Below are 21,771 nucleotides of genomic sequence, written 5' to 3' on the forward strand. Positions count from 1 at the left end.
GTTCTACCTCCCTCGAAAAATCCGTTCGGCGGCGGCGTGCGCTCAGTCCTTCAGGGAGCCGAGCGTCAGGCCGCGCACCAGGTGCTTCTGCACGAGCACGATGAAGATGAAGCTCGGCACTAGGGCAGCACTGCCGAGGGCGGTGATGAAGCCCCACTCGGTGCCGGTCGAGGTGACGAAGGTCGAGATCTTCACCGGGATCGTGCGGATCTGCGTGGTGAGCTGCAGGCTGAGCAGGAACTCGGTCCAGGAGAAGATGAAGCACAGGACCGCGGTGGCGGCGAGCCCGCCTTTGACCAGCGGCATCACCACCAGCCAGAAGGTCTGCCAGCGGTTGGCCCCGTCGATCATCGCCTGCTGATCCAGGTCGACCGGCACGTCGTCCAGGAAGCTCTTCATGAGCAGGACGGCGATCGGCAGGTTGATCAGCGTGTGCGCCAGGATCAGGCCCAGATGGGTGTCGCGCAGGCCCAGGTCGCGGAACATGAAGAAGATCGGGATCGCGATCGCGATCGGCGGCATCATGCGCTGCGAGAGGATCCAGAATACGAAGTTCTGCTGGCCCCTGAAGCGGAAGCGGGAGAGGCCGTAGGCGCACAGGGTGGAGAGCACCACGGCCAGCACGGTGGAGCCCAGCGCCACGATCACGCTGTCGATGATGGACGGGATCGAATAATAGGAGCTGCCGCCGCCCGCGACCGTGCCGGCCGCCCCCTCGTCCGTGATCAGCGAGAGGCGGGACACGCCGCCCAGCGTCACCCGGTAGTTGTCCAGCGTCGGCTCGAAACCCCAATAGACCGGCGTGGTGTTGAAGATCGCGGTGTACGGCTTGAACGACGCCAGGATCCACCAGAAGATCGGGAACACGAACAGGAGCACGATCGCCCAGGCACAGACGTCGCGCAGGATGCCTAAGGCAGGGTTGCTCCGCATCAGAACCGCACCTTGAACAGCTTGATGAACACGGCCGCCAGGACGTTCAGCGAGATCAGCACGATCAGGGCCAGCGTCGCGGCGTAGGGGAAGTTCGCCAGGGTGAACAGCCGGCCGGCATAGAAGCTGAGCGTCTCGGTCTGGGTGCCGGGCCCGCCGCTGGTCATCACGTAGATGTAGTCATAGACCCGGAACAGGTCGATCGAGCGGAGCAGCACCGCCACCGCGATCACCCGGCTGAGCAGCGGCAGGGTGATCAGGCGGAAGGCCTGGAACGCCGAGGCACCGTCGATCGCCGCCGCCTCGTAGGGCTCCTTGGGCAAGGCCCGCAGGCCCGCCAGGAAGATCAGCACCATGAACGGCGTCCACTGCCAGATGTCGGCCAGCATTACGCCGATCAGCGCGGTATTGTTGTTGGCCAGGAGCGGGTTAGCCGGGTCGATGATGCCGAGCTGCTTGAGATAATAGGACAGCACGCCGAACTGGGCGTCCTCCATCAGGAGGAACATCAGGCCGGTGACGGCAGGCGGCACCACCAGCGGCAGGATCATGAGCGAGCGCAGCAGGCCGTAGCCGCGCCGCTCGGTGTCGAGCAGCAGGGCGATCGCCATGCCGAGCACGACCTGCACGGCCAGGCAGACCAGCGTGTAGGTCAGGGTGACCTGGAAACTGTCCCAGGTGCGCGGGTCGGTGAGGGCGATGCCCCACTGCTTGAGGCCCACGAACTCGAACTGGCGGGTGATCCGCGAGCGTTCCTGCAGGCTCAGCCAGACGGCGTAGAGGAGGGGATAGACCCCGAACGCCAGCAAGAGCGCGATGACCGGCATGAGCCAGGGCAGCGCCGATTCGGCGGTGAGCCACCGGGGGAGCCAGGAACGTCGGCGGGACGCGGCTGGGGCCGCGATCGTGCTGCTGGCCATCGGTACGACGAGCCTACCCTCGAAACGTTTTTAGGAGCGCCGAATCGTACCACCGCTCACTTTCGCGCATCAGGCTTTCGTGACCGCGGACTGTCAAGCGGCGATCTCGGGCAGGGGAGGGCCAAGCCATGCTTGCCCCCTGGCCCGGGATGGGCCATCGAAGCGCGGGCTGGAAGGGTCGCCCGCTTGCGCCTGGCGGCCGTGGATCGGAGGCGAGAGATGGGCTTCACGCTCGGGCTGAACACCAATTTCGCGATCAACCGGATCGTCCTGCCCGAGGAACTGGTCGGCACCATCGCCCAGGACATCGGCATGAGCCGGATCCAGCTCACGCCTGAGTTCCTGGACCCGTCCTGGCCCGCCCCCCTGCAGGCGAGCTTCGTCAAGCGCTACAACAAGGCGCTGGAAGCGAACGGGGCGAAGATCACCACGACCTTCTCGGGCGCCTATACGAGGGTGAACCATCTGGGCCATCCCGACCCGGAGGTGCGCGCCTGGTGGAAGAACTGGCTGGCCACCTGGATCGACATTTCGGCCGATCTGGGCGCCCGCGGCACCGGCACGCTGCTGGCGATCATGACCTATGCCGACGATGCCGACCCTCAGCGGCGTGAGGCGGTGCTGCAGCGGGTGATCGACGACTGGCGCGACCTCGCCCATCGCGCCAAGGAGCGCGGGCTCGAGTTCCTGATGTGGGAGCACATGTCGATCCGCCGCGAGTTCGGCCACACTTTGCCCGAGACCCGGCGGATCCAGGCGCTGGTGGAAGAGGACATGCCGCTGCCCTTCAAGATCTGCGCCGACATCGACCATGGCGACGTCACTTCGCAGGACCCGCGCGACTACGACCCCTATGCCATCGCCGAGGCGCTGGCGGCGGACAGCCCGGTGATCCACATCAAGCAGAGCTCGATGGACAAGGGCGGCCACCGGCCGTTCACGCCGGAAAACAACGCCAAGGGCCGGATCACCCCGGAGCCGCTGCTCGACGCGATTCGCAAGGGCGGGGGCACGGACAACGAGCTGGTGTTCGAATTCTCGTTCCGCGAGCGGGAGCCCACCGACAGCACGGTGATCACGGCGCTCCGGCAGTCGGCGGACTACTGGCGGCCGTTCGTCCGCGTCTGATTCCACCAACCCGGAGCGCCGTCGCTCACGTCCGCGCCTTGCCGGTGAGCCAGCCGGCTCCCCTAGCGATCCTTCGCCGTCCCGACCTGATCGGCAGCGGTCCGCACGACCTGTGCGCTGGAAAGCTGCGGCTTCAGGTTGGAGGACGATGGGGTAGTGGCCGCGTCATGGTTCGTCGTCGCCGTCCCGCTATCGCCCTTCGCCCCGACCTGATCGGCAGCAGTTCGCACGACCTGCGCGCTGGAGAGCTGCGGCTTCAGGCTGGAGGAGGATGAGGTGGTGGCGGCGTCGTGGTTCGCCGCCGTCCCGCTACCGCCCTTCACCCCGACCTGATCGGCAGCGGTCCGCACGACCTGTGCGCTGGAGAGCTGCGGCTTCAGGTTGGAGGACGACGAGGTATTGGCCGCGTCGTGGTCCGTCGTCGCCGTCCCGAGACTGCTGGCCATGGCCCCGGCATCGGCCTGTGCGGGCCTGCCGTCCGTCCAGGGGCGCAGCGCCTCCGGGGTCTGCATGTCGCGCGGCATCTCGAAGTCCTGGCGGGCGACGCCCCGCATCTGCTCGACCCCGCGGGGCATGCCGCTCCGGTTGCTGTAGTCGGGCAGGTAGCGCAGCCGCTGCTCGCGCTGCTCCTGCTGCCGTGCGGTGCTGAGCTGCTGGGCGCAGATCAGGTCGAGCGCGGTCACGCCGGCCACGGCCATCATCGCCACGAGGACGTTGCCCTTCTGCGGGTTGTCCGGGACGGCCGGCGCCAGGGTCGCCAGGTCCAGCGCATCGCCGCCCACCCGCGCCCAGACCCAGGGGGTCGGGTCCCGGGAAGCGAGGATGCCGATGCCGGTCGCGATCTCGCGAACGCCATAGGCCTGGATGAGGCCGCTCTGCTCCTCCATGCCGAGGGTCCGGGACAGCTGGCGCGGTGCCAGGAGCTCCATCAGGCCCAGCCCGATGCTGAACCAGCCGAGCCCCTGGGCCAGGCCGCGCGCCGAGTCGCGCGACATCATCTGCTGGGAGGATCCGCTATGATGCTGATGCATGACGTCGCTCCTCACGGCTTGAGCACGACCTTGATGCAGCCGTCCTGCTTCTCGCGGAACGTCTTGTACATCTCCGGCCCCTGCTCGAGCCCGACCGTATGGGTGATGACGAAGCTGGGGTCGATCTGGCCGTCCTCGATCCGGCGCAGCAGGTCGTCGGTCCAGCGCTTCACATGAGTCTGGCCGGTCCGGATCGTCAGGCCCTTGTTCATGACCATGCCCATCGGGACCTTGTCGATCAGGCCGCCATAGACGCCCGGGATCGAGATGGTGCCGGCCGGCCGGCAGACATACATCATCTCGCGCAGCACGTGCGCCCGGTCGCTTTCCAGCATGAGCGCCTGCTTGGCCCGGTCGTACATCGAATCCAGCGTGGCGGTCGCATGGGCCTCCATGCCCACGCAGTCGATGCACTTCTCCGGCCCCTTGCCCTGGGTGAGCTCGTTCAGCCGCTCGACCGTGCTTTCCTCGTCGAAGTTGATCGTGATGGCGCCGCCGGCCTGCGCCATGGCGAGGCGCTCAGGGACATTGTCGATCGCGATGATCTGCTTCGCACCCAGCAGCACGGCGCTGCGGATCGCGAACTGGCCGACCGGCCCGCAGCCCCAGATCGCCACCGTGTCGGTCGGCTGGATGTCGCACTGGACCACGCCCTGCCAGCCGGTCGGGAAGATGTCCCCCAGGAACAAGGCCTGCTCGTCGGTCATTCCGTTCGGGACCTTCACATGGGTCTTGTCCGCGAACGGAACCCGCACGTACTCGGCTTGGCCGCCGGGATAGCCGCCGGTCAGATGGGTGTAGCCGAACAGGCCGGCGGTCGTGTGCCCGAACAGCTTGTCGGCGATGTCCTTGTTCCGGTTGGAGCGCTCGCACACCGAGAAGTTGCCGCGCCGGCACTGCTCGCACTCGCCGCAGGTGATGGTGAACGGCACGACGATGCGGTCGCCCACCTTCAGCGAGTCCTTCGCACCCGAGCCGACCTCCATCACCTCGCCCATGAACTCGTGGCCCATGATGTCGCCGGACTGCATGCCGGGCATGAAGCCGTCGAACAGGTGGAGGTCGGAGCCGCAGATGGCGCAGGTCGTCACCTTGATGATCGCGTCCCGCGGGTCCTCGATCTTGGGATCCGGCACCGTGTCGCAGCGGATGTCGTTCTTCCCGTGCCAGCACAGCGCCCGCATCTTCGCTCTCCCTTGACTTGTGCCCTGTTCACCCATGCGGCCAAACCGCCCGCAATGCTGCGGGTTCCGCTGGGGTGGGCGCCGGGAGAGCCGGAAAACGGCCGGACGGTTCCGGGCGGGCGGTCAGCGCCCCATGCTGTCGCCGGGCGTGGCGATCGCCTGCAGGGCAGGCAGGTTCTTCAGGATGATCACGCCATGATCGACCTCGATCAGGCCGCGCTCCTTGAAGCTGCGCATCTGCCGGTTGACGTTCTCGCGGGCGAGGCCCGCGAACGAGCCCAGGTCGCGCTGGCTGAGGCCATTCTCGATGCGCACGATGCCGTTGCGCTCGATCCCGTAGCGCCGGCCGATCCTGAGCAGGGTCTTGGCGACCCGCTGCTCCATGCCGAGCAGCATCGTGTCCTCGATCAGCTCGGTGGAGTGGCGCAGCCGCTCGCACAGGATGCCGATCAGCCGGACCGCCACGTCGGGATGGCGCTCCAGGAAGTCCATCATCCGGGCGCGATCGAGCACGAACAGCTCGCAGTCGTTGAGTGCCGTCGCATCGGCCGAGCGCGGCTTGCCGTCCAGCACGCCGATCTCGCCGAACACCTCGGCGGTCTCGACCAGGTTCAGCATGACCTCGCGCCCGTCCAGCCCGACCGTGCCGATCCGGATCCGCCCGGACACCACGATCATCAGGCAGTCGCCCGGATCGCCCTTCTGGAACACCGTGCGCCCGGCCGGCACGTGGACGAGGCGGCCGAGCGGCATCAGCTTCTCGATGTCCTCCTCGTAGAGCGCGCCGAACACGTCGCTGTCGGCCAGCGCGTCGCGCACCAGCTCCAGCCGGTCGGAACGGGGCGCCCCGCTCATCGACGCAGCTCGGCGGCCAGCGCCCGCAACTGGCGCACCGCCTCATCGCGCGCCCGGGCGGCTTCGTCGCGCTCCCGCATCAGCTCCGCCAGCCGGTCCTCCTGGCGGCCCAGCTCGTTCAGCCAGCGCTCGCGCAACGGCCCGGGCTCCTCGATCGCCTCTAGGTTGGCGCGGATGCGGTTCTGCTCGGCGCCGATCGCCTCCCGCTCGGCCGAGAGCGTGGCCAGATCCTGCTCCGCCGCGCTGCGCCTCGTGGCCAGGGCGGAAATCTCGTCGATCTTCGGCCGCCACGCGTCGGGCACGGCCAAGCCGCGCGCCGCCAGCACGGTGTCCAGCGCATCCTCGTCGGTCAGCACCAGGCGCTCCTCGCCCGGCCGCTCGGTCACCAGCGCCAACGTGGCGGTGCCCCTGGCCGGCAGTTCGCCGCGAACATACCAGAACCCGTCCTCGCGTTGCAGATCCTCCGGCGTCACCGGCGCCACGCCCGGCTCCGCCCGGACCTGCGCCTCCAGCAGGCGCGGCTGGTCGTCCTCGCTTTGGAACCGCCAGCGCCGCTCGTGGCGCTCGGCCACAAGCAGCGTCGCGATCCCGTCGGCCACCACCAGCTCGCTCACCTCGCGCCTTGCGTCCTCGGTGAGGTCGTAGCGGATCTTGCGGTCCTGGCCGAAGCTCAGGCGCCGCTCGGCACCGGCGGGCGTGGCCGGCAGCACCGCATCGCCCAGATGGGTGGGCACCGGGGCCGTCTCGTCCATCACCGTGACGATGCCGCGCGGCAGGCTGACGCCGGTGTCGTTGCCCAGCCGGATCGCCGCCTCCGGGGCGCCGCCAAAGCCATCCGCCGGCACCAGCGCCACCCTGGCCGCGGACACCGCACGGTCGACCAGCGGCACCATCAGGCTGCCCTCGTCGGCCACCTCGACCGGCGCCTCGATCGTGAAGCTGGTCGCAAGGTCGCTCTCGCTGCCGCCGGCCTCGACCACCGGGGCAGGGGCGAAGGCTTCGGCCGCCATCAGGGCGGGCATGTCGGCCATGTCGGCAGGCTCGGCACGAGCCGGCCCGGCCTTGCGCATGGCGAGCGGCCGGCCCACGACCTCCTCGGGCAGCACCGGTACGCTCGGCCGCTCGCGGAACCAGGTGCGGGTCAGGTCCTGGCGCAGCGTGGTGGCATCGCCATCCACCAGGGTCAGGCGGACATCGTCCCAGTCCTGGCCGCTACGGTTCTCCACCACGGCCCAGCCCTGGAGCCGCGCCCCGCCATCCTGCAAGAGCAGCCGCCAGCTCGGCTTCCAGACCGGGGCGGACACGAGCAGGCCCAGGCCGAGCGGCGTACCTTGGGACGCGTCGGTATGGATCGTGAGCGTGCGCCGCTCGTCGCTGCGCGCCTGGACGCTGCGCTCCAGCACCCGGTCGAGCGCCCGCTGGGCCGCCTCGTCCTCCAGGCGGATCGCCTCCACGTCGCCGAGTTCCACCGAGACCAGCCCGTCCGGGCCGGACAGGACCAGCCAGGGGCGCTCGATCACCGCGCCGTCCTGGCCCTCGGCGCGCCGCTCGATGGCGACGATCCGCCCGGTCACCGGATCCTCGGCATAGTCGGTGTCGACCGCGATCTCGCTGCCGCGCAGCCGCTCCAAAAGGGCGGTGAGCCCGGCCAGGTCGTCCGGGTTCAGCGGCGTGTCCTGGTAGGGGTCGGCCAGCACGCCGCTGCCGCCGATCGAGACCTGCCGGAGGCGGAAGCCGTCGCTGCCGCTGTCGGCCGGCAGCACGGTGAGGCTCTTGAGCGCATCGTCGAGCTGCCCGGCCGGCAGGTCGAGCGCCACGCTGCCATCCGCCTCGGCCGTGGCGCGAAAGCCCAGCCAGCCCATGCCGGCGGTGGACATCACCACCTGGTCGAGTACCGGTGGTTCCGCGGCAAGGCCCTGGTGCAGGGGCAGCAGCAGCAGGCATAGGAGCGAGGCCGCCCCGGATCTTGCGGATGATCGGACGCGCACGACGGTTCCTCCTGGACGACGCGCTCCCTATATCCAGCTTGCCTCGTCCTGGCGACCGGTGCCACGTCGGAATGGCCCGCCCCCGCCAGGGAGCGCTTCCTGCATGGCGGGGACATGAAATCCCTCGTCCGGCACGGCTGGTGAACCCCGGAGCAGCATGTTGATGCAACCTCTTGCCGTGCAAGACATCGTTCGTGAATGCTGGACCTTCTTCCTGGACCGCCGCCGGGCGCTGGTGGAGGGGACCGGCCTGTGGTTCGTGCTGCTCCTGCTGGTGGCGGTGGTGGTGCGCGGGCTGGCGGGCCCGGTGGAACTGCCCGATCCCGAGGCTCTCGGCGACGCCGCCATGATCCTGCCGCCCGGCATGGGCAGCCTGATCGTCCTGAAGCTGGTCGAGGCCCTGGTGCTGGCGGCGGCCTCGGTGGCGCTGCACCGCTCGGTGCTGCTGTCCGAGCCCCTGCCGCCGCTCCTGCCGATCGACGGGCGCAGCGTGCGCTATGCGCTACGCATGCTGGGCGTGCTGCTGGCGTCGATGCTGCCGGTCATGGTGATCGTGCTGCTCGCGATCGTGCTGGGTGGCGGGGGCCTGGCCTCGATCCAGCTCGCGATCCTGCCCAGCATGTTCGCCATGCTGCTGGTGATCTGCCGGCTCCACCCGGTCTTGCCGGCGGCGGCCCTGGACCTGAAATGCAGTTTTTTCCAGGCCTGGGAGCAGACCCGCAACCAGGGTTTTCGCCTGCTGCTGGGGGCGATCATCCTGCTGGCCCCGGTGATGATCGCCAGCACGCTGCTGCTCCTGGTGCTGGGCAACGGCTTTGCCGGCGTGCCGATCCTGCAGAACCTGCCGCAGGCCCTGGCACTGCTGACCGATCTGCTCGAGGCCTGCCTGCTCGCCATCTATTTCTCGCTCACCTGGCGGCAGCTGTCCCAGGGGCAGCAGCGGCCGGCGATCAACACTTCCGTTTGACGACGAGGGTCCCTTGCACAGATTGCCGGTCTACCGGGTGGTCGGCCTCGCCTGGCTCCACGTGATCCGCCACAAGCTCGACCTGTTGAAGCTGGGCCTGCCCTGGTTCCTGATCCCGGCCGCGATGGCCGCGGCCTCACGCTTCCTCGCCGACGGGCTGGAGCCCTGGTACGGCCGGATCGAGGCAGGCATCGCCTATCTCGCCGGGCTGATCCTGGCGCGGGCCTGGATCCGCCACGTCCTGCTGGACGAGCGCCGGGCCGGCCCCGCACCCCTGAATGGCGGTGCCGTGCGCTACCTCGTCTGGAACTTCGTGCTGATCCTGCTGGCGGCACTGCCGGCCGCCCCGGCGATCGCCTATGCCCTGTTCGGCACCGTGCCGACCTATGTCGGCCTGGCCAAGATCGCCGCCCTGCTGATCGCCCTCCCGTTCGTAGCACGGCTGGCCCTGGTGTTCGCGCCAGCGGCGATCGAGGCACCGGGTTCCAAGCTGCAGGCGGGCTGGGAGGCCGGGGCCGGGAGCTGGTGGCGCCTGCTCGCCGCCTTCGTGCTCACCGCGGTGTCCGGCTATGTGGTCACCCTGCTGCTGGTGATCCCGATCGGCACCATGATCATGGCGGTCGACCCGGGCGCGGCGCTGGCCGACCATCCCTCGCTGCGGATCGTCGGCCACCTCCTGACCCTCCTGTTCATCGCGCTCACCAGCGGGCTGATCGCCTGGTCGTGGCGGGCGCTGACCCAAGGTGACGCCGCCCTGCCCACCCGGTAAGGTGAGGCATGGCGCTCGACACCCTCACCATCGTCCGTCGCCTCGAAGCGGCCAAGATCGACCGGCAGCAGGCCGAGGCGACCGCGGACGTGCTGCACCAGCAGGAGGCGGGGGCGCTTGGCGAGCTGGCGACCAAGGCCGATCTGCGTGAGCTTCGGGCGGAACTCAAAGGCGACACGGCCAGTCTGCGCAGCGAGTTCATGGAGCTGCGCGCCGAGATGGAGGCGCGCTTCGCCAAGATCGAGACCCGCTTCACCCAGATCGAGTCTCGCTTCGACAAGGTCGACGCCCGCTTCGAGTCCCTGGAACAGCGCATGACCATCAAGCTCGGCTCGATGATCGTCGTGGCGCTGGGCGTGGTGACCGTGCTGGTCAGGCTCCTCTGACGGCTCAGCTCCGCTCCCGCGTCGCGGTGAACTTCAGCTTCGGGTGGTCGTCCTTCACCCGGTTCAGGTCCCAGTTGTTGCGCGCCATGTAGACCGGGTTGCCGTCGCGGTCCTCGGCCAGGCTCGCCGACTTGGTGCGCACGAACTGGTCGAGCAGGTCCTGGTCGCCGTCCACCCAGCGCGCAGTGATGAACGGCGCCTCGTCGAAGCGCACCGGCAGGCCGTACTCGGCATCCAGCCGCGAGCGCAGCACGTCGAGCTGGAGCTGGCCGACCACGCCCACGACGAAGCCCGCGCCCAGCATCGGCTTGAACACCTGGGTCACGCCCTCCTCGGCGAGGTCGCCCAGGGCCTTTTGCAGGTGCTTGGCCTTCATCGGGTCGTCCAGCACCACCCGCATCAGGATCTCCGGCGCGAAGTTCGGCAGACCGGTGAAGCGGATCGGCGCCCCTTCGGTCAGCGTGTCGCCGACCCGCAGCGTCCCGTGGTTGGGGATGCCGATCACGTCGCCGGCCACCGCCTCCTCCGCGATCGCCCGGTCCTGGGCGAAGAAGAAGATCGGGGCGGAGATGGTGAGCGGCTTGCCGGTCCGCACCGGCGCCAGGCGCATGCCGCGCTTGAAGCGGCCTGAGCAGACCCGCATGAACGCGACCCGGTCGCGATGCTTGGGGTCCATGTTCGCCTGGATCTTGAACACGAAGCCGGACACGTCGTCCCGGGTCGGCAGGATCTCGGCCTCGCCGGCGGTCTGCGCCCGGGGTGCCGGGGCATGGGCGCCCAGTGCGTCCAGGAGTGCCCGCACGCCGAAATTGCGCAGGGCCGAGCCGAAGAACACCGGGGTCAGGTGGCCCTCGCGATAGCTCTGCAGGTCGAACTCGGGCAGGGCGCCCTGCGCCAGCTCGCGCTGCTCCTCGAAAGCGGCGAGCACGGCCGGGTCGACCCGGTCGCGCAGCGCGTTGTCGCCCACGACCTCCTCCACGTCGCGGCCATTGGCATCCGGCCGCATCAGCACCGCCCGGTCGTCCCAGACCGACCAGACGCCGCGAAAGCTCTGACCCATGCCGATCGGCCAGTTCGCGGGGGTCACGTCCAGGGCGAGCTTGGACGCGATCTCGTCGAGCAGGTCGAGCGGGTCCTGGGTTTCGCGGTCCATCTTGTTGATGAAGGTCATGATCGGGACGTCGCGCATCCGGCAGACCTCGAACAGCTTCAAGGTCTGCGTCTCGATGCCCTTGGCCGCGTCGATCACCATGACCGCCGAATCCACCGCGGTCAGCGTGCGGTAGGTGTCCTCGGAGAAGTCCTCGTGACCCGGCGTGTCGAGCAGGTTGAAGGTGTGCCCGCCATACTCGAAGGTCATGACCGAGGTGGTCACCGAGATGCCGCGCTGCTGCTCGATGCGCATCCAGTCCGAGCGCGCCCGGCGCCGCTCGCCCTTGGCCTTGACCTCGCCGGCCAGATGGATGGCACCGCCGAACAGCAGCAGCTTCTCGGTGAGCGTGGTCTTGCCGGCGTCCGGATGGCTGATGATGGCGAAGGTTCGCCGGCGCGCCACCTCGGCGCCGAGGCCGTCGGCGGTCCTGCTCTGATCGAGGTCCAAGGGTGTGGATCCAAGGCTGGAAGGTCGGAGGCGTCTAGCACGGCCGGGCGGAGGAAGGCCACCGCCCGGACAGCCGGACGCGGTCATCAATCACTTAACTGTATGGTTATATATTTTCGGAATACAACATGGGCACCACAGGGAGATCGTCATGAACGAGACGCCGCAGCAGGAACATGCCTGGCTGCAGAAGCTGGTCGGCGAATGGACCTACGAGTCCGAGGCGCAGATGGGCGAGGGCCAGCCGCCGTTCAAGGCGAGCGGCACCGAGACGGTCCGGCCGCTGGGCGAGTTCTGGATCCTGGCCGAGGGCCGGGGGACCATGCCCGGCGGCGGCGATGCGACCATGCTCCTGACGCTCGGCTACGACGTCCGCCAGGAACGCTTCGTCGGCACCTGGATCGGCTCGATGATGAGCTGGCACTGCGTCTACCAGGATGGCCGGCTGGATCCGGGCAGGACCAGGCTGCAGCTGGAGGCCGAGGGCCCAAGCTTCGCCGAGGAGGGTGGGACCGCGCGCTATCGCGACGAGTTGGAGATCGTGGCTCCGGACCACCGCGTGCTGCGCTCGGCCGTGCGGCAGCCGGATGGGAGCTGGCACGACTTCATGGCCGCCCACTATCGCCGGCTCGGCTGAGGCGGGCCGGGACGGCGCCGGTGACCATGACCAGGAGGTAGAGCGCGCCCATCGCGAGCGGCAGGCCGTTCGGGCCGAGCCCGGTCATGGCCATGCCGGCCAGCGGCGGGCCGATCATGCCGCCGATCCCCCACATGAGGGAGAAGGCGGCGTTGCCGGCCAGCAGCATCGAGCCGGTGAAGCGCTCGCCCAGCTCGATCAGCGCCACCGTGTAGAGGCCGAAGGCGGCCGAGCCCCACAGAAAGAACATGGCGTAGGTCAGGGCCTCGGCCCGGATCACCAGCGGCAGGAGCAGGGCCCCCAGCACGGTGAGCCCGCACAGCAGCAAGCTGGTGCCGCGCCTGGACCAGCGGTCGGCCAGCCAGCCGATCGGGATCTGGAACAGGATGTTGCCGACGATCAGGATGCCCAGTGCCGTCGCCATGCTCGTCTCGGGCATGCCGAAGCTCATGCCGTAGGACGGCAGGAGGGCCAGGACCGACTGGTCGAACGCCGCCACGACCCCGATGCTCAGGAGGAGGAAGGGGGCCAGCGGCAGGAAGGCCAGCAGCGAGCCCATCTGCCCGTCATGCCCACCATGAATCTCCGGCAGCCGCCTGCGGGCGAGGAACAGGATGAGCGCGGTCGCCAGGAACACGACGACGCCCACCAGGAAGGGTGGCCAGCCCTCGGTGCCGGTCAGCGTCAGGGTGAAGGGGCCCAGGGCGAAGCCGGCGGAGAGGCTCGACGCGAAGATGCCGAGCAGGCGTCCGCGCCGGTCGGGGGGAGCCAGCAGGTTGACCCAGGTCTCGCTGGTGACGAACAGGCCGTTGACCACGAAGCCCAGGAGGAAGCGGGCCACGAACCACACCGGCAGCGATTGCCAGGCCCCGATGGTGAAGAGGAGAACGGCCAGGGCCAGCGCGCTGCAGAGCGCCAGCCGGGCGGCCCCCAGCCGCTGTGCGAACCAGGGGATCAGCGGCGAGGAGGCGATGATGCCGAGCGGCGTCATCGCGGTGTTCAGCCCGATCAGGGCCGGCGGCACGCCCTGGCGCTCCAGGATGAAGGCCAGCAGCGGGTAGGAGAGGCCCTGGGCCATCGCGAACACGCTGGCCATGAGGATGACGACGAAGACCAGCCGGTCGGCCACAGGATCACCGTTTCGCGTCGGCGCAGCCGGCCGAGCTCAGTCGTGCAGGAGGCTCGGCAGGTACAGCGCCAGGGCGGGGAAGGCCAGCAGGATCAGCACGCCCAGGATCTGCAGCACCATGAACTGCATCATGCCCTGGTAGATCTTCATCAGCGGCCAGTCGGGCACCACGCCGCGCAGGAAATAGGCGGACAGCGCCACGGGCGGGGACAGCCAGGCGGTCTGCATGCACACCGCCACCAGGATGCTGAACCAGACCAGGTCGATGCCGAGCTGCCTGACCAGCGGCAGCATGATCGGGACCACCACCAGCACGATCGGGACCCATTCCAGCGGCCAGCCCAGGACGAAGATCACCCCCAGGATCAGCAGCAGCAGCATGGTCGGCGACAGGTTCAGGCCCAGCAGCAGGGACGTGATATAGCTGGCGCTGCCGAGGCGCGAGAACACCGCGCCGAACAGGTTGGAGGCCACCACCAGTAGGAGGATCATGCAGGAGGTCTCGAGCGTGGCCCGGCTCGCCTGGATGAAGCCCGGCCAGGTCAGCCGGCGGTAGAGCAGGGTCAGGACGAACACCGCGAAGCAGCCGACCGCCCCGGCATCGGTGGGCGTGGCGATCCCGGCCATGATCACGCCCAGCGTCGCCAGGAGGATCACGACCACCGGCGCCATGCCGAGCACCAGTTCCTTCAGGATCACGCCCACCGAGGCGGCATGCTCCTCGCGCGGCAGCGGCGGCCCCAGTTCCGGGTTCAGGTGGCAGCGGATCAGGCAGTAGGCGGCGTAGAGCCCGGCCAGCATCAGGCCCGGCAGGATCGCCCCGGCGAACAGGTCGGTCACCGGCACGCCCACCACCGGGCCCATCACGATCAGCATGACCGAGGGCGGGATCAGGATGCCGAGCGTGCCGCCGGCCGCGATGGCACCCGCCGACATGCGCACGTCATAGCCGCTGCGGCGCATGGCCGGCGCCGCCATCACCCCTAAGAGCGTCACCGAGGAGCCGACGATGCCGGTGGCGGCGGCGAAGATGGTCGCGGTGACCAGGACCGCCAGATAGAGCGAGCCGCGCAGGCTCGCGAACATCAGCTGGAAGCCGCGGAACAGCCGGTCCATCAGGCCGGACTGTTCCAGGAGATAGCCCATCGCCAGGAAGAACGGGATCGAGGTGAGGGTGGGATCCCGCATGACCGCGAAGATCTGCAGGGTCATCAGGTTCACGACCAGTCCGCCCAGCGCGAACCAGCCGACGGCCAGCGAGATCACGATCAGGGTGAAGGCGATGGGAAAGCCGATGAAGATCGCGACGAACAGGATGCCGATTGAGACCAGGCCCAGGAGTTCCTGGCTCATCGTGCGTCACCGGCGGGCCAGTGGCCGGTGCGCGCCGCATGGAGGCTCTTGATCAGCTCGGACAGGCTCTGCAGCAGGAGCATGGCTGCGGTGAGCGGGATCACGAACTTGAACGGCCAGACGATCGGCATCCAGGGGCTGGTGACGATCCGCTCGCCCTGCAGGAACGAGCGCTGGAAGTAGAACCAGCCGACCCAGAGCATCGCGACCAAGGCCGGGATGAACAGTAGGTAGCAGAGGCTGTCTACGATCCCCTGGGTGCGCGGCGACCAGTCGCCGTAGAAGGTGTCGGTGCGGATATGGCCCTTCTTCGCCAGGGTGTAGGCCGAACCCAGCATGAAGAAGGTGCCATACAGCATGTAGGTGAGGTCGTAGGCCCAGACCGTGGGCGCCATGAACAGGTAGCGGGCGGCCACCTCCCAGACGAGGCACAGCACCATCGGCACGATCAGCCAGGCGACGAGCCGGCCGCTCCAGAGGCTGAGGCGGTCGATCGCGCGGGCCGCGCGCAGCAGCGGGTCCGTCATGCGCCGTTCTTTCCAGGGGGCCGCCGCGGGTCGGGGTCGCACGCCCGCGGCGCTGGTTCTTCTTCAGGCGGCGTGGCCGTCAGTTCTTGGTCTGCAGCGCGGCGTTGCCGAGGTTGCTGTAGAGGTCGAGGATCTTGGTCCAGTAGGGCGCCGCGACCTTCGCGAAGCTGCGCTGGGATTCCAGCACCTCCTTGAAGAACGGGTCCTCGGCGGCATGCCGGTCGAGCACGATGTTGGTGGCGCGCACGAACTCAGGGAAGAAGTCCGGCGGCGTGTCGTGGATCTGCACGCCGAACTCGTCGCGCAGCTTGACGATGGCCTGGGCATTGCGCGCGACATTGAAGGCATAGGTCTCGGCCATCGAGGCCAGGGCGGCGGTGCGGAACATTTCCTGGATGTCGGCCGGCAGCCCGTCGAACACCGTCTTGTTGACGATCACCTCGCCGATATCGGTCGACTGGTGCAGGGCCTGCAGGTAGTAGTTCTTCCACACCGCGTTCAGGCCGAGATTGAGGTCGTCGGCCGGGCCGATCCATTCGGCGGCGTCGATCACGCCGCGCTGGGCGGACGGCACGATCTCGCCACCCGGCAGCCCCACCGCGGCGATGCCCATCTCCTTGAAGATCTCGCCGGTGATTCCGGGCGGGGAGCGGTATTTCAGCTTCTGGAAGTCGGCCACGCTCTCGATCGGCCGGGCGAACCAGCCCAAGGGTCCGGCCCCATCGGCTGGACCATGAACGGCTCGACGTCCGCACCCAGCACCTCGGCATAGAAGCGCTGGTAGAGCGCATTGCCGTCGCCCTCCAGCAGCCAGGCGACATGGGAGAGCTGGTCCATGCCTGAGCCGGCGCCGGCCATGGGGTTGCTGAACAGGCCGGCCGCTGGATGCTTGCCCGACCAGTAATGGGTCCAGGCATAGCCCGCCTCGACGATGCCCTGGTCGACCGCGTCCAGGATCTCGAAGGCCGGGACGATCGCGCCATCGGGCAGCACCTCGATCGCGACCCGCCCGTTCGACATCTTGCCGATCAGCTCGGCATAGCGCTGGAGCAGCTCGTAATAGATGCTGGCCGATGGCACGGCCGCCTGGAGCCGGAGGCCGCGATTATTCGGAAAGCTTACGTACGAGCTATCGGGTCGTCGAGCCGGGAACGTCGCGCACGCTCAATGCACGGCGGTCCGGCGCCGCTGGAAGTTGACCGCGCGGATCATCTCGCGGATGCGCGGCTGGATCTCGGTGCGCCAGCGCGTGCCGTTGAACACGCCGTAATGGCCCACGCCCGGCTGGACGTAGTGGACATGGTTCTCGGCCGGCAGGTTGCGGCATAGGCGGTGCGCCGCCTCGGTCTGGCCGAGGCCGCAGATGTCGTCGCGCTCCCCTTCCACCGTCATCACCACCGTGTCCTCGATGGCACCGCAATCGACCGGCTGGCCGCGCCACGTCATCCGGCCCTCGGGCAGGTCATGCTCCTGGAAGACCGTCCTCACCGTCTGGAGGAAGAACTCGGCGGGCAGGTCCATGACGGCCAGATACTCGTCGTAGAAGCGGCGGTGCTGCTCGGCCGAATCGCAGTCACCCTTGATCAGCGAGTTGAAGTAGCCCCGATGCGCCTCGACATGGCGGTCCAGGTTCATCGCCATGAAGCCGGAGAGCTGGATGAAGCCGGGATAGACCAGGCGCATGCAGCCGGCATTGGGCCAGGGTACCGGCGAGATCACGTTGCGCTCGAACCAGCCGATGTCCTTGGACATGGCATGGTGGTTGACCACGGTCGGGTTGCAGCGCGTGTCGATCGGCCCGCCCATCAGCGTGATCGAGGCCGGCCGGCACTCGTCCTGCATCGCCGCCATGATCGCGGTGGCGGCCAGCACCGGGACCGAGGGCTGGCAGACCGCGATTACATGGGTGTTGTGGCCGATGAAGCGCACCATCTGCATGATGTGCTCGATGAAGTCGTCCAGGTCGAACTTGCCGGCGAACACCGGCACGTGCCGGGCATCCACCCAGTCGGTGACGTAGACGTCGTGCTCCTGGATCATCGCCTGGACGGTGCCGCGGAGCAGCGTGGCATAGTGCCCGGACATGGGGGCCACCAGCAGCACCTTGGGGTCGTAGCGCTTGCCGCAAACCGTTTCATCGCGATCGAAACGGCGCAGCTCGCAGAAAGGGGTGCGCAACACCACCTCCTCGCGCACCGGCACGGTCAGGCCGCCGATCCTGGTGGATTCGATCCCCCATTCAGGCTTGCCGTAGCGCCGGGTCACCCCCTCGAACAGCTCGCAGGCGGCCGAGATGGTGCGGCCGAGCTTGGTGTGCGCGAGCGGGACCAGCGGGTTGTCCAGCACCTGGCTCACGAGCCTGGCCTGCGCCCGCCAGGGGGTCAGCAGTGCGTGGGCCATTTCATAGGTGTGATATTGCATGGGTCCGACGGCTTCGCGCTCTGGTGTTTACCGGAAAAGATCACGCCCCGGCATCGGAGGCAACGCCTGTCGTGCCTGGAGGTGCCCATCAGGGGAGGCATCCGGTCACAATCTGGTGGCCCGAAGGCAACATGGCCGCCTGTTGGATCGCCCAACGAGCCTGTGGTAAGCGCCAGCATCATCCTCGAGGCACCGGAGCGGTCCGATGGTCAGCCAGAACGGTCCGGTACCTGCCGCGAACGCCAAGTCGCGCCGCCAGCAGGCGATCGTGGCGGCCCTGCGCGCCGCCCCGGCGCTGCGCATTGCCGAACTCGCCGCGGAGTTCCGGGTGTCGACCGAGACGATCCGGCGCGACCTCGACGAGCTCGACCAGGCCGGGCTGATCGCGCGCACCTACGGGGGAGCGGCGCGGCCGGTGGCGGTCGAGCCGGCAGTGGCGGAGCGCGAGCGGCAGATGGTGCCGGAGCGCCGGCGGATCGCCCAGGCGGTGCTGGCGGCGATCGGTGCCGCCGAATCGCTGATGCTGGGCGGCGGCTCGACCACGCTGCACGTCGCCCGCCTGCTGGCGACCACGCTCGCCCGCGGCACCGTGGTCACCCACGCCTTCGCCCATGCCGCGGTACTGGGCGCCAATCCCGGCATCCGGGTGCTGATGGCGCCTGGCCGCTACGAGCCGCGCGAAGGCATGGTGGTGGGCAGCGACACGCTCGAGCATGTCGCCCGCTTCCATGCCGAGATGGCCATCGTGGGCGCCAGCGGCATCACCACATCCGGCGCTGCCGATGTCGACGACGAGGCGGCGGCCGTCTACCGGGCGATGCGGCTGGCCGCCACCCGCACCCTGATCGTGGCCGACCACACCAAGTTCAACCGCGCCGCGTTCGCCATCCATGCCGAGCTGCCCGAGATCCGCCGGATCGTGACCGACCGCCCGCCGGACGGCGAGCTGGCCCGCCTGCTTGCCCAGGCAGGAGCGGAAATCACGGTCGCGGGCTAGGGAGGGGCAGGTCGGTCGGCTTCACCCGCCGCCATGGGTGAAGCGGCCGTTCATCATGGTCATCTCGACCCTCACCTTGGCGATGTCGTGCTTGCCGACCCCGAAGATATCCTGCTCCAGCACCACCAGGTCGGCGAGCTTGCCGGGCTCGATGGAGCCGATCCGGTCCTCCATGCGAAGCTGGCGGGCCGCACCCATGGTGTTGGCATGCACCGCCTGCTCCACCTCCAGCCGCTCGTCCGCGGGCTCCAGCACCGGCGCGTCCGGCTGGCCGATCAGCTGGCGGGTCACCGCGATCTGGATCGAATCGAGCGGCTTGTAGGTCGCGAAGTAGCCGGCGGCTGGCCAGTCCGTGCCGAACGAGATGGTCCCGCCCGCGTTCAGGATGGAGCGCGGGCGATAGATCTGGCGCTGCCGCTCCGGCCCGTAGCGTTCCAGCAGGATGTCGACCGTGTCGGGATCGGCCGACATCCAGTTGGCGGAGAACTGCGCGTTCGCGCCCAGTTCGGCGAAGCGCGGCATGTCGGCATCGTCGACCAGGACCAGATGGGCAATCGAATGGCGCCGGTCGCGCGGCGGATTGGCGGCGATCGCCGCCTCGATCGCGTTCAGGGCCAGGCGCGTCGTCCCCTCGCCGCAGGCATGGATATGCACGTCGATGCCGGCGGCATCGGCCTCGGTGACCATGCTGGTCCATTGTTCCTGGGAGAAGGGCGACTGGCCGATCGTGTCCGGCCGGTCGGTGTAGGGCTCCAGCAGGAGCGCCGTGTACCCTTCGGCCGTGCCGTCGCCGACGATCTTCAGCACGCGCGCCTGCACCAGCTCGGTGTCGATGCGCCGGCGCAGGTCCTCCACGCCGGAAACGGCGTGCTCGATCGGCGGTCCCTTCATCATGTAGGAGGCGACCACCCGGAACGGCAGGCGGCCTTCCCGCTCCAGATCGGTGTACACCTCGATGATGGCACCCTGGTCGTCACCCACCGGCGGCACGCCGGCATCGTAGATGGTGGTGATGCCGGCCGCGGCGGCCTTGGGCAGCCACCCCTCCAGCAGCCCCGCCATGGCCTCGACCGAGATCGGCTCGATCTTGTTCACCATCGCCAGCACCGCGGCGACCTCCAGCACATAGCCCGTCGGGTTCCCCTCGGCGTCGCGCACGTAATAGCTGAAGCCGGGAATCGGATCGGGCGTGTCGCGGTCCACACCGGCCAGCTCCAGCGCCTTGCTGTTCGCCCACATGCTGTGGCCGTCGATGGCGAAGAAGAAGGCCGGCCGGTCGGGCACGATCCGGTCGAGGTCTTCCTTGCTCGGCCCCTGCGGCGGGAACATGTCGACCCGCCAGCCGAAGCCGCGCAGCGTCCCGGTCGGATGGTCCTGTGCGAACCGGGCGATCGCGGCCAGGGCGTCCGCGCGGGTGGGGAGCTGGAGGTCCAGCCCGGCGGTGAAGAACGAGCCCAGGAAGGGATGGATATGCCCTTCGACGAAGCCGGGCAGCATCGTCCGCCCGGCCAGCTCGATCACCCGGGTCTCGGGGCCGGCCAGCGCATCGATCTCGGCATTGCTGCCGACGGCCAGGATGGTCTTGCCGCGGACCGCGACCGCTTCGGCCAGAGGGCGGTCGGCGGCGAGCGTACGGACGGTTCCTCCCCGGAAGATCGTGTCCGGCGGCCCGCCCGCTCCGTTGTCCGGACGCGCTTCCTGCGCCAGGGCCGCGTGCGGCCTCACCTGCGACGCGACGGCCGCGCAGGCGAGGCCGGCACCGACGAACCGGCGGCGCGCCAGACCCGTCGGCATGGCCTGGGGAGAGCGATGGCCGGCTGCTTTCGTCATGAGCTGGCCGAAGGCATTCGTCAGACTGCAGCTCATGCACATGATCGTTCGCCACTATTTCCGGAACATGACCAATCCTACTGACGGGATTTCTGCGTATCCAGGTATAAACTGATAATCTTCCGACAATATGGGCAGTGGACATGCCTGGGCGTCGTTCTCGCTTGGCCAGCGCTTGCGAATGGCGGCGGGCATGGCCCGGGCGTCGGCGCCGTCCGGGATATCGACACCGGCTAGGTGGGGCCATCGAGGACCGGCAGTGATGTCAGCCGCGATGCGCCGCCTGCGTCGGCCACGGTCCTGCCCGCGTCGCCGCCGCCGATCCGGCCGTTCCCGCCCGAGCGCCACGCCCGTGGCCGATGCGGGACGGCATCGCGTCGGAACGACGTCGCCCATCGATGGCGGCGCCGGAGCAGGCGCTTCAAGAGCCCTTCGGCACGATCGCCAGATTGTCGAACTCGAAGCGGCCGAGGCTTATCGCCACCAAGCCGACCGCGTGGCCGGGCATGCCCGAGATCCGGGCGCTGCCGACCTGCTGGCCGTCGATCTCGAACCGGAGATCGTCGCCGTCCGGCTGGATGCGCAGCCGGTGCCGCCCCTCCTTGCCTTCCGGCAGGACGCCGCTCAGGCGCGGACGCATGCCGTCGGGCCCACGCTGGTACAGCGTCCAGCGCCCAGCACCGGCGACGAACGCCAGGTAGCTGCGGCTGGCCTCGTCATAGCGATAGAGCAGGCCGGCGGCGGAGACCTCGTCCGGAAACTCACCGCCGATATCGACCGCGATCGCCGCACCCTCCGGCGAAGCCCCGCCGTGCAGCGTCTCGACCCGGTAGAACTTGATGGCCCCCGCGTTGCTGCGGTTCTCGAGCTCGGCCACGCCGTTCTCGATCCGGAGCTCCCAGGTCCCGTCGCTGCCGGGCGTGAGGATGCCGTCCAGGGCCGGCCCGCCGTCGAAGGTCTCGACCAGTGTGTCGGCATGCAGTGCCGGCGGGGCCAGGAGGAGGGTGGCGGTCAGGACCAGCGGGAGGAGACGCATCGGCAGGTTCCGGTGCTGTGGATATGGCCAGATGGCAGGTGAGCCCGATCCGGCCCCGGATGCAAGCTCAGGCGGCAGGA

The 21,771-nt window shown here is 68.9% G+C and carries 21 protein-coding genes; 6 read left to right on the forward strand and 15 right to left on the reverse strand.

Annotation, left to right across the window (positions count from 1 at the left end; genetic code table 11):
- Positions 1–42: 42 nt before the first annotated feature.
- Positions 43–933: a carbohydrate ABC transporter permease gene (locus HLA95_RS15865; RefSeq protein WP_191060512.1), complete on the reverse strand. Its 891-nt coding sequence runs from the start codon at positions 931–933 to the stop codon at positions 43–45.
- Positions 933–1,853 (reverse strand): carbohydrate ABC transporter permease, encoded by a 921-nt coding sequence (locus HLA95_RS15870; protein ID WP_191060511.1) that lies wholly within the window; start codon positions 1,851–1,853, stop codon positions 933–935. Before HLA95_RS15870 ends, HLA95_RS15865 begins: the two co-directional genes overlap by 1 nt.
- Before the next feature lie 219 nt (positions 1,854–2,072).
- Between HLA95_RS15870 and HLA95_RS15875 the strand changes: the two genes are divergently transcribed.
- Positions 2,073–2,981 carry a sugar phosphate isomerase/epimerase family protein gene (locus tag HLA95_RS15875; protein WP_191060510.1) on the forward strand — a complete coding sequence of 303 codons (909 nt, stop codon included), beginning with the start codon at positions 2,073–2,075 and terminating at the stop codon, positions 2,979–2,981.
- Between the two features lie 62 nt (positions 2,982–3,043).
- Here HLA95_RS15875 and HLA95_RS15880 read toward each other — a convergent pair whose 3' ends face one another.
- The 4 genes from HLA95_RS15880 to HLA95_RS15895 all read right to left on the reverse strand — a co-directional run bounded on the left by HLA95_RS15880 (position 3,044) and on the right by HLA95_RS15895 (position 8,039).
- Positions 3,044–3,979 (reverse strand): DUF4267 domain-containing protein, encoded by a 936-nt coding sequence (locus HLA95_RS15880; protein WP_222183809.1) that lies wholly within the window; start codon positions 3,977–3,979, stop codon positions 3,044–3,046.
- A gap of 44 nt (positions 3,980–4,023) precedes the next feature.
- Positions 4,024–5,196 carry a zinc-dependent alcohol dehydrogenase gene (locus HLA95_RS15885; protein WP_191061671.1) on the reverse strand — a complete coding sequence of 391 codons (1,173 nt, stop codon included), beginning with the start codon at positions 5,194–5,196 and terminating at the stop codon, positions 4,024–4,026.
- Positions 5,197–5,319: 123 nt separating this feature from the next.
- Complete coding sequence (locus tag HLA95_RS15890) at positions 5,320–6,051, reverse strand: Crp/Fnr family transcriptional regulator (RefSeq protein ID WP_191061672.1); 732 nt, start codon at positions 6,049–6,051, stop codon at positions 5,320–5,322.
- Positions 6,048–8,039: a DUF4139 domain-containing protein gene (locus HLA95_RS15895; RefSeq protein ID WP_222183810.1), complete on the reverse strand. Its 1,992-nt coding sequence runs from the start codon at positions 8,037–8,039 to the stop codon at positions 6,048–6,050. The genes HLA95_RS15890 and HLA95_RS15895 overlap by 4 nt, the downstream gene beginning before the upstream one ends.
- Before the next feature lie 178 nt (positions 8,040–8,217).
- Here HLA95_RS15895 and HLA95_RS15900 point away from each other — a divergent pair, with 178 nt between their 5' ends.
- Genes HLA95_RS15900 through HLA95_RS15910 form a run of 3 tightly spaced genes read left to right on the forward strand, consistent with a single transcriptional unit; the run spans position 8,218 to position 10,161 of the window.
- The gene (locus HLA95_RS15900; protein ID WP_191058817.1) at positions 8,218–9,006 is read left to right on the forward strand and encodes a hypothetical protein; all 789 of its coding nucleotides are present in this window, start codon (positions 8,218–8,220) and stop codon (positions 9,004–9,006) included.
- Between the two features lie 13 nt (positions 9,007–9,019).
- Entirely contained in the window at positions 9,020–9,775 is a 756-nt protein-coding gene (locus tag HLA95_RS15905) for a hypothetical protein (protein WP_191058816.1), read from the forward strand.
- An 8-nt stretch (positions 9,776–9,783) separates the two neighbouring features.
- On the forward strand, positions 9,784–10,161 hold the full coding sequence (locus HLA95_RS15910) for a CCDC90 family protein (protein ID WP_191058815.1): 378 nt from the start codon (positions 9,784–9,786) through the stop codon (positions 10,159–10,161).
- Positions 10,162–10,165: 4 nt separating this feature from the next.
- Here HLA95_RS15910 and HLA95_RS15915 read toward each other — a convergent pair whose 3' ends face one another.
- Positions 10,166–11,848 (reverse strand): peptide chain release factor 3, encoded by a 1,683-nt coding sequence (locus HLA95_RS15915; protein ID WP_191058814.1) that lies wholly within the window; start codon positions 11,846–11,848, stop codon positions 10,166–10,168.
- Positions 11,849–11,912: 64 nt separating this feature from the next.
- On the opposite strand from HLA95_RS15915, the gene HLA95_RS15920 reads away from it, so the two are divergent.
- Positions 11,913–12,398: a DUF1579 domain-containing protein gene (locus HLA95_RS15920; protein ID WP_191058813.1), complete on the forward strand. Its 486-nt coding sequence runs from the start codon at positions 11,913–11,915 to the stop codon at positions 12,396–12,398.
- Here the strand turns inward: HLA95_RS15920 and HLA95_RS15925 are convergent.
- From HLA95_RS15925 to HLA95_RS15950, 6 genes are all read right to left on the reverse strand, one after another.
- On the reverse strand, positions 12,367–13,527 hold the full coding sequence (locus HLA95_RS15925; RefSeq protein WP_222183811.1) for an MFS transporter: 1,161 nt from the start codon (positions 13,525–13,527) through the stop codon (positions 12,367–12,369). The genes HLA95_RS15920 and HLA95_RS15925 overlap by 32 nt on opposite strands.
- A 36-nt stretch (positions 13,528–13,563) precedes the next feature.
- Positions 13,564–14,880, reverse strand: coding sequence for a TRAP transporter large permease (locus HLA95_RS15930; protein WP_191058812.1), 1,317 nt, complete (start codon positions 14,878–14,880; stop codon positions 13,564–13,566).
- A complete protein-coding gene (locus HLA95_RS15935; RefSeq protein ID WP_191058811.1) occupies positions 14,877–15,407 on the reverse strand; it encodes a TRAP transporter small permease subunit in 531 nt (176 codons plus the stop codon). The genes HLA95_RS15930 and HLA95_RS15935 overlap by 4 nt, the downstream gene beginning before the upstream one ends.
- Positions 15,408–15,486: 79 nt before the next feature.
- On the reverse strand, positions 15,487–16,116 hold the full coding sequence (locus HLA95_RS15940; protein WP_191058810.1) for a type 2 periplasmic-binding domain-containing protein: 630 nt from the start codon (positions 16,114–16,116) through the stop codon (positions 15,487–15,489).
- Positions 16,065–16,487, reverse strand: a complete 423-nt coding sequence (locus HLA95_RS15945; RefSeq protein WP_191058809.1) for a type 2 periplasmic-binding domain-containing protein — start codon at positions 16,485–16,487, stop codon at positions 16,065–16,067. Before HLA95_RS15945 ends, HLA95_RS15940 begins: the two co-directional genes overlap by 52 nt.
- A gap of 84 nt (positions 16,488–16,571) precedes the next feature.
- A complete protein-coding gene (locus HLA95_RS15950) occupies positions 16,572–17,828 on the reverse strand; it encodes a polyhydroxyalkanoate depolymerase (RefSeq protein WP_191058808.1) in 1,257 nt (418 codons plus the stop codon).
- A 205-nt stretch (positions 17,829–18,033) separates the two neighbouring features.
- Here HLA95_RS15950 and HLA95_RS15955 point away from each other — a divergent pair, with 205 nt between their 5' ends.
- Complete coding sequence (locus HLA95_RS15955; RefSeq protein ID WP_222183812.1) at positions 18,034–18,825, forward strand: DeoR/GlpR family DNA-binding transcription regulator; 792 nt, start codon at positions 18,034–18,036, stop codon at positions 18,823–18,825.
- A 21-nt stretch (positions 18,826–18,846) separates the two neighbouring features.
- On the opposite strand, the gene HLA95_RS15960 is transcribed toward HLA95_RS15955, so the two are convergent.
- Complete coding sequence (locus tag HLA95_RS15960) at positions 18,847–20,697, reverse strand: amidohydrolase (RefSeq protein WP_322100140.1); 1,851 nt, start codon at positions 20,695–20,697, stop codon at positions 18,847–18,849.
- A 379-nt stretch (positions 20,698–21,076) separates the two neighbouring features.
- Positions 21,077–21,691, reverse strand: coding sequence for a hypothetical protein (locus HLA95_RS15965; RefSeq protein WP_191062147.1), 615 nt, complete (start codon positions 21,689–21,691; stop codon positions 21,077–21,079).
- Positions 21,692–21,771: the final 80 nt, after the last annotated feature.

It is taken from the genome of Geminicoccus harenae, from assembly GCF_019800005.1.
GTDB lineage: Bacteria > Pseudomonadota > Alphaproteobacteria > Geminicoccales > Geminicoccaceae > Geminicoccus > Geminicoccus harenae.

Excerpts from the sequence above, each read along its gene's own strand:
- HLA95_RS15910 (WP_191058815.1), top strand. The coding sequence starts at position 9,784 with ATGGCGCTCGACACCCTCACCATCGTCCGTCGCCTCGAAGCGGCCAAG.
- HLA95_RS15935 (WP_191058811.1), bottom strand. The coding sequence starts at position 15,407 with ATGACGGACCCGCTGCTGCGCGCGGCCCGCGCGATCGACCGCCTCAGC.
- HLA95_RS15875 (WP_191060510.1), top strand. The coding sequence starts at position 2,073 with ATGGGCTTCACGCTCGGGCTGAACACCAATTTCGCGATCAACCGGATC.
- HLA95_RS15960 (WP_322100140.1), bottom strand. The coding sequence starts at position 20,697 with ATGTGCATGAGCTGCAGTCTGACGAATGCCTTCGGCCAGCTCATGACG.
- HLA95_RS15950 (WP_191058808.1), bottom strand. The coding sequence starts at position 17,828 with ATGCAATATCACACCTATGAAATGGCCCACGCACTGCTGACCCCCTGG.
- HLA95_RS15955 (WP_222183812.1), top strand. The coding sequence starts at position 18,034 with ATGGTCAGCCAGAACGGTCCGGTACCTGCCGCGAACGCCAAGTCGCGC.
- HLA95_RS15885 (WP_191061671.1), bottom strand. The coding sequence starts at position 5,196 with ATGCGGGCGCTGTGCTGGCACGGGAAGAACGACATCCGCTGCGACACG.
- HLA95_RS15930 (WP_191058812.1), bottom strand. The coding sequence starts at position 14,880 with ATGAGCCAGGAACTCCTGGGCCTGGTCTCAATCGGCATCCTGTTCGTC.
- HLA95_RS15870 (WP_191060511.1), bottom strand. The coding sequence starts at position 1,853 with ATGGCCAGCAGCACGATCGCGGCCCCAGCCGCGTCCCGCCGACGTTCC.
- HLA95_RS15920 (WP_191058813.1), top strand. The coding sequence starts at position 11,913 with ATGAACGAGACGCCGCAGCAGGAACATGCCTGGCTGCAGAAGCTGGTC.
- HLA95_RS15890 (WP_191061672.1), bottom strand. The coding sequence starts at position 6,051 with ATGAGCGGGGCGCCCCGTTCCGACCGGCTGGAGCTGGTGCGCGACGCG.
- HLA95_RS15915 (WP_191058814.1), bottom strand. The coding sequence starts at position 11,848 with ATGACCGCGTCCGGCTGTCCGGGCGGTGGCCTTCCTCCGCCCGGCCGT.
- HLA95_RS15865 (WP_191060512.1), bottom strand. The coding sequence starts at position 933 with ATGCGGAGCAACCCTGCCTTAGGCATCCTGCGCGACGTCTGTGCCTGG.
- HLA95_RS15965 (WP_191062147.1), bottom strand. The coding sequence starts at position 21,691 with ATGCGTCTCCTCCCGCTGGTCCTGACCGCCACCCTCCTCCTGGCCCCG.
- HLA95_RS15880 (WP_222183809.1), bottom strand. The coding sequence starts at position 3,979 with ATGATGTCGCGCGACTCGGCGCGCGGCCTGGCCCAGGGGCTCGGCTGG.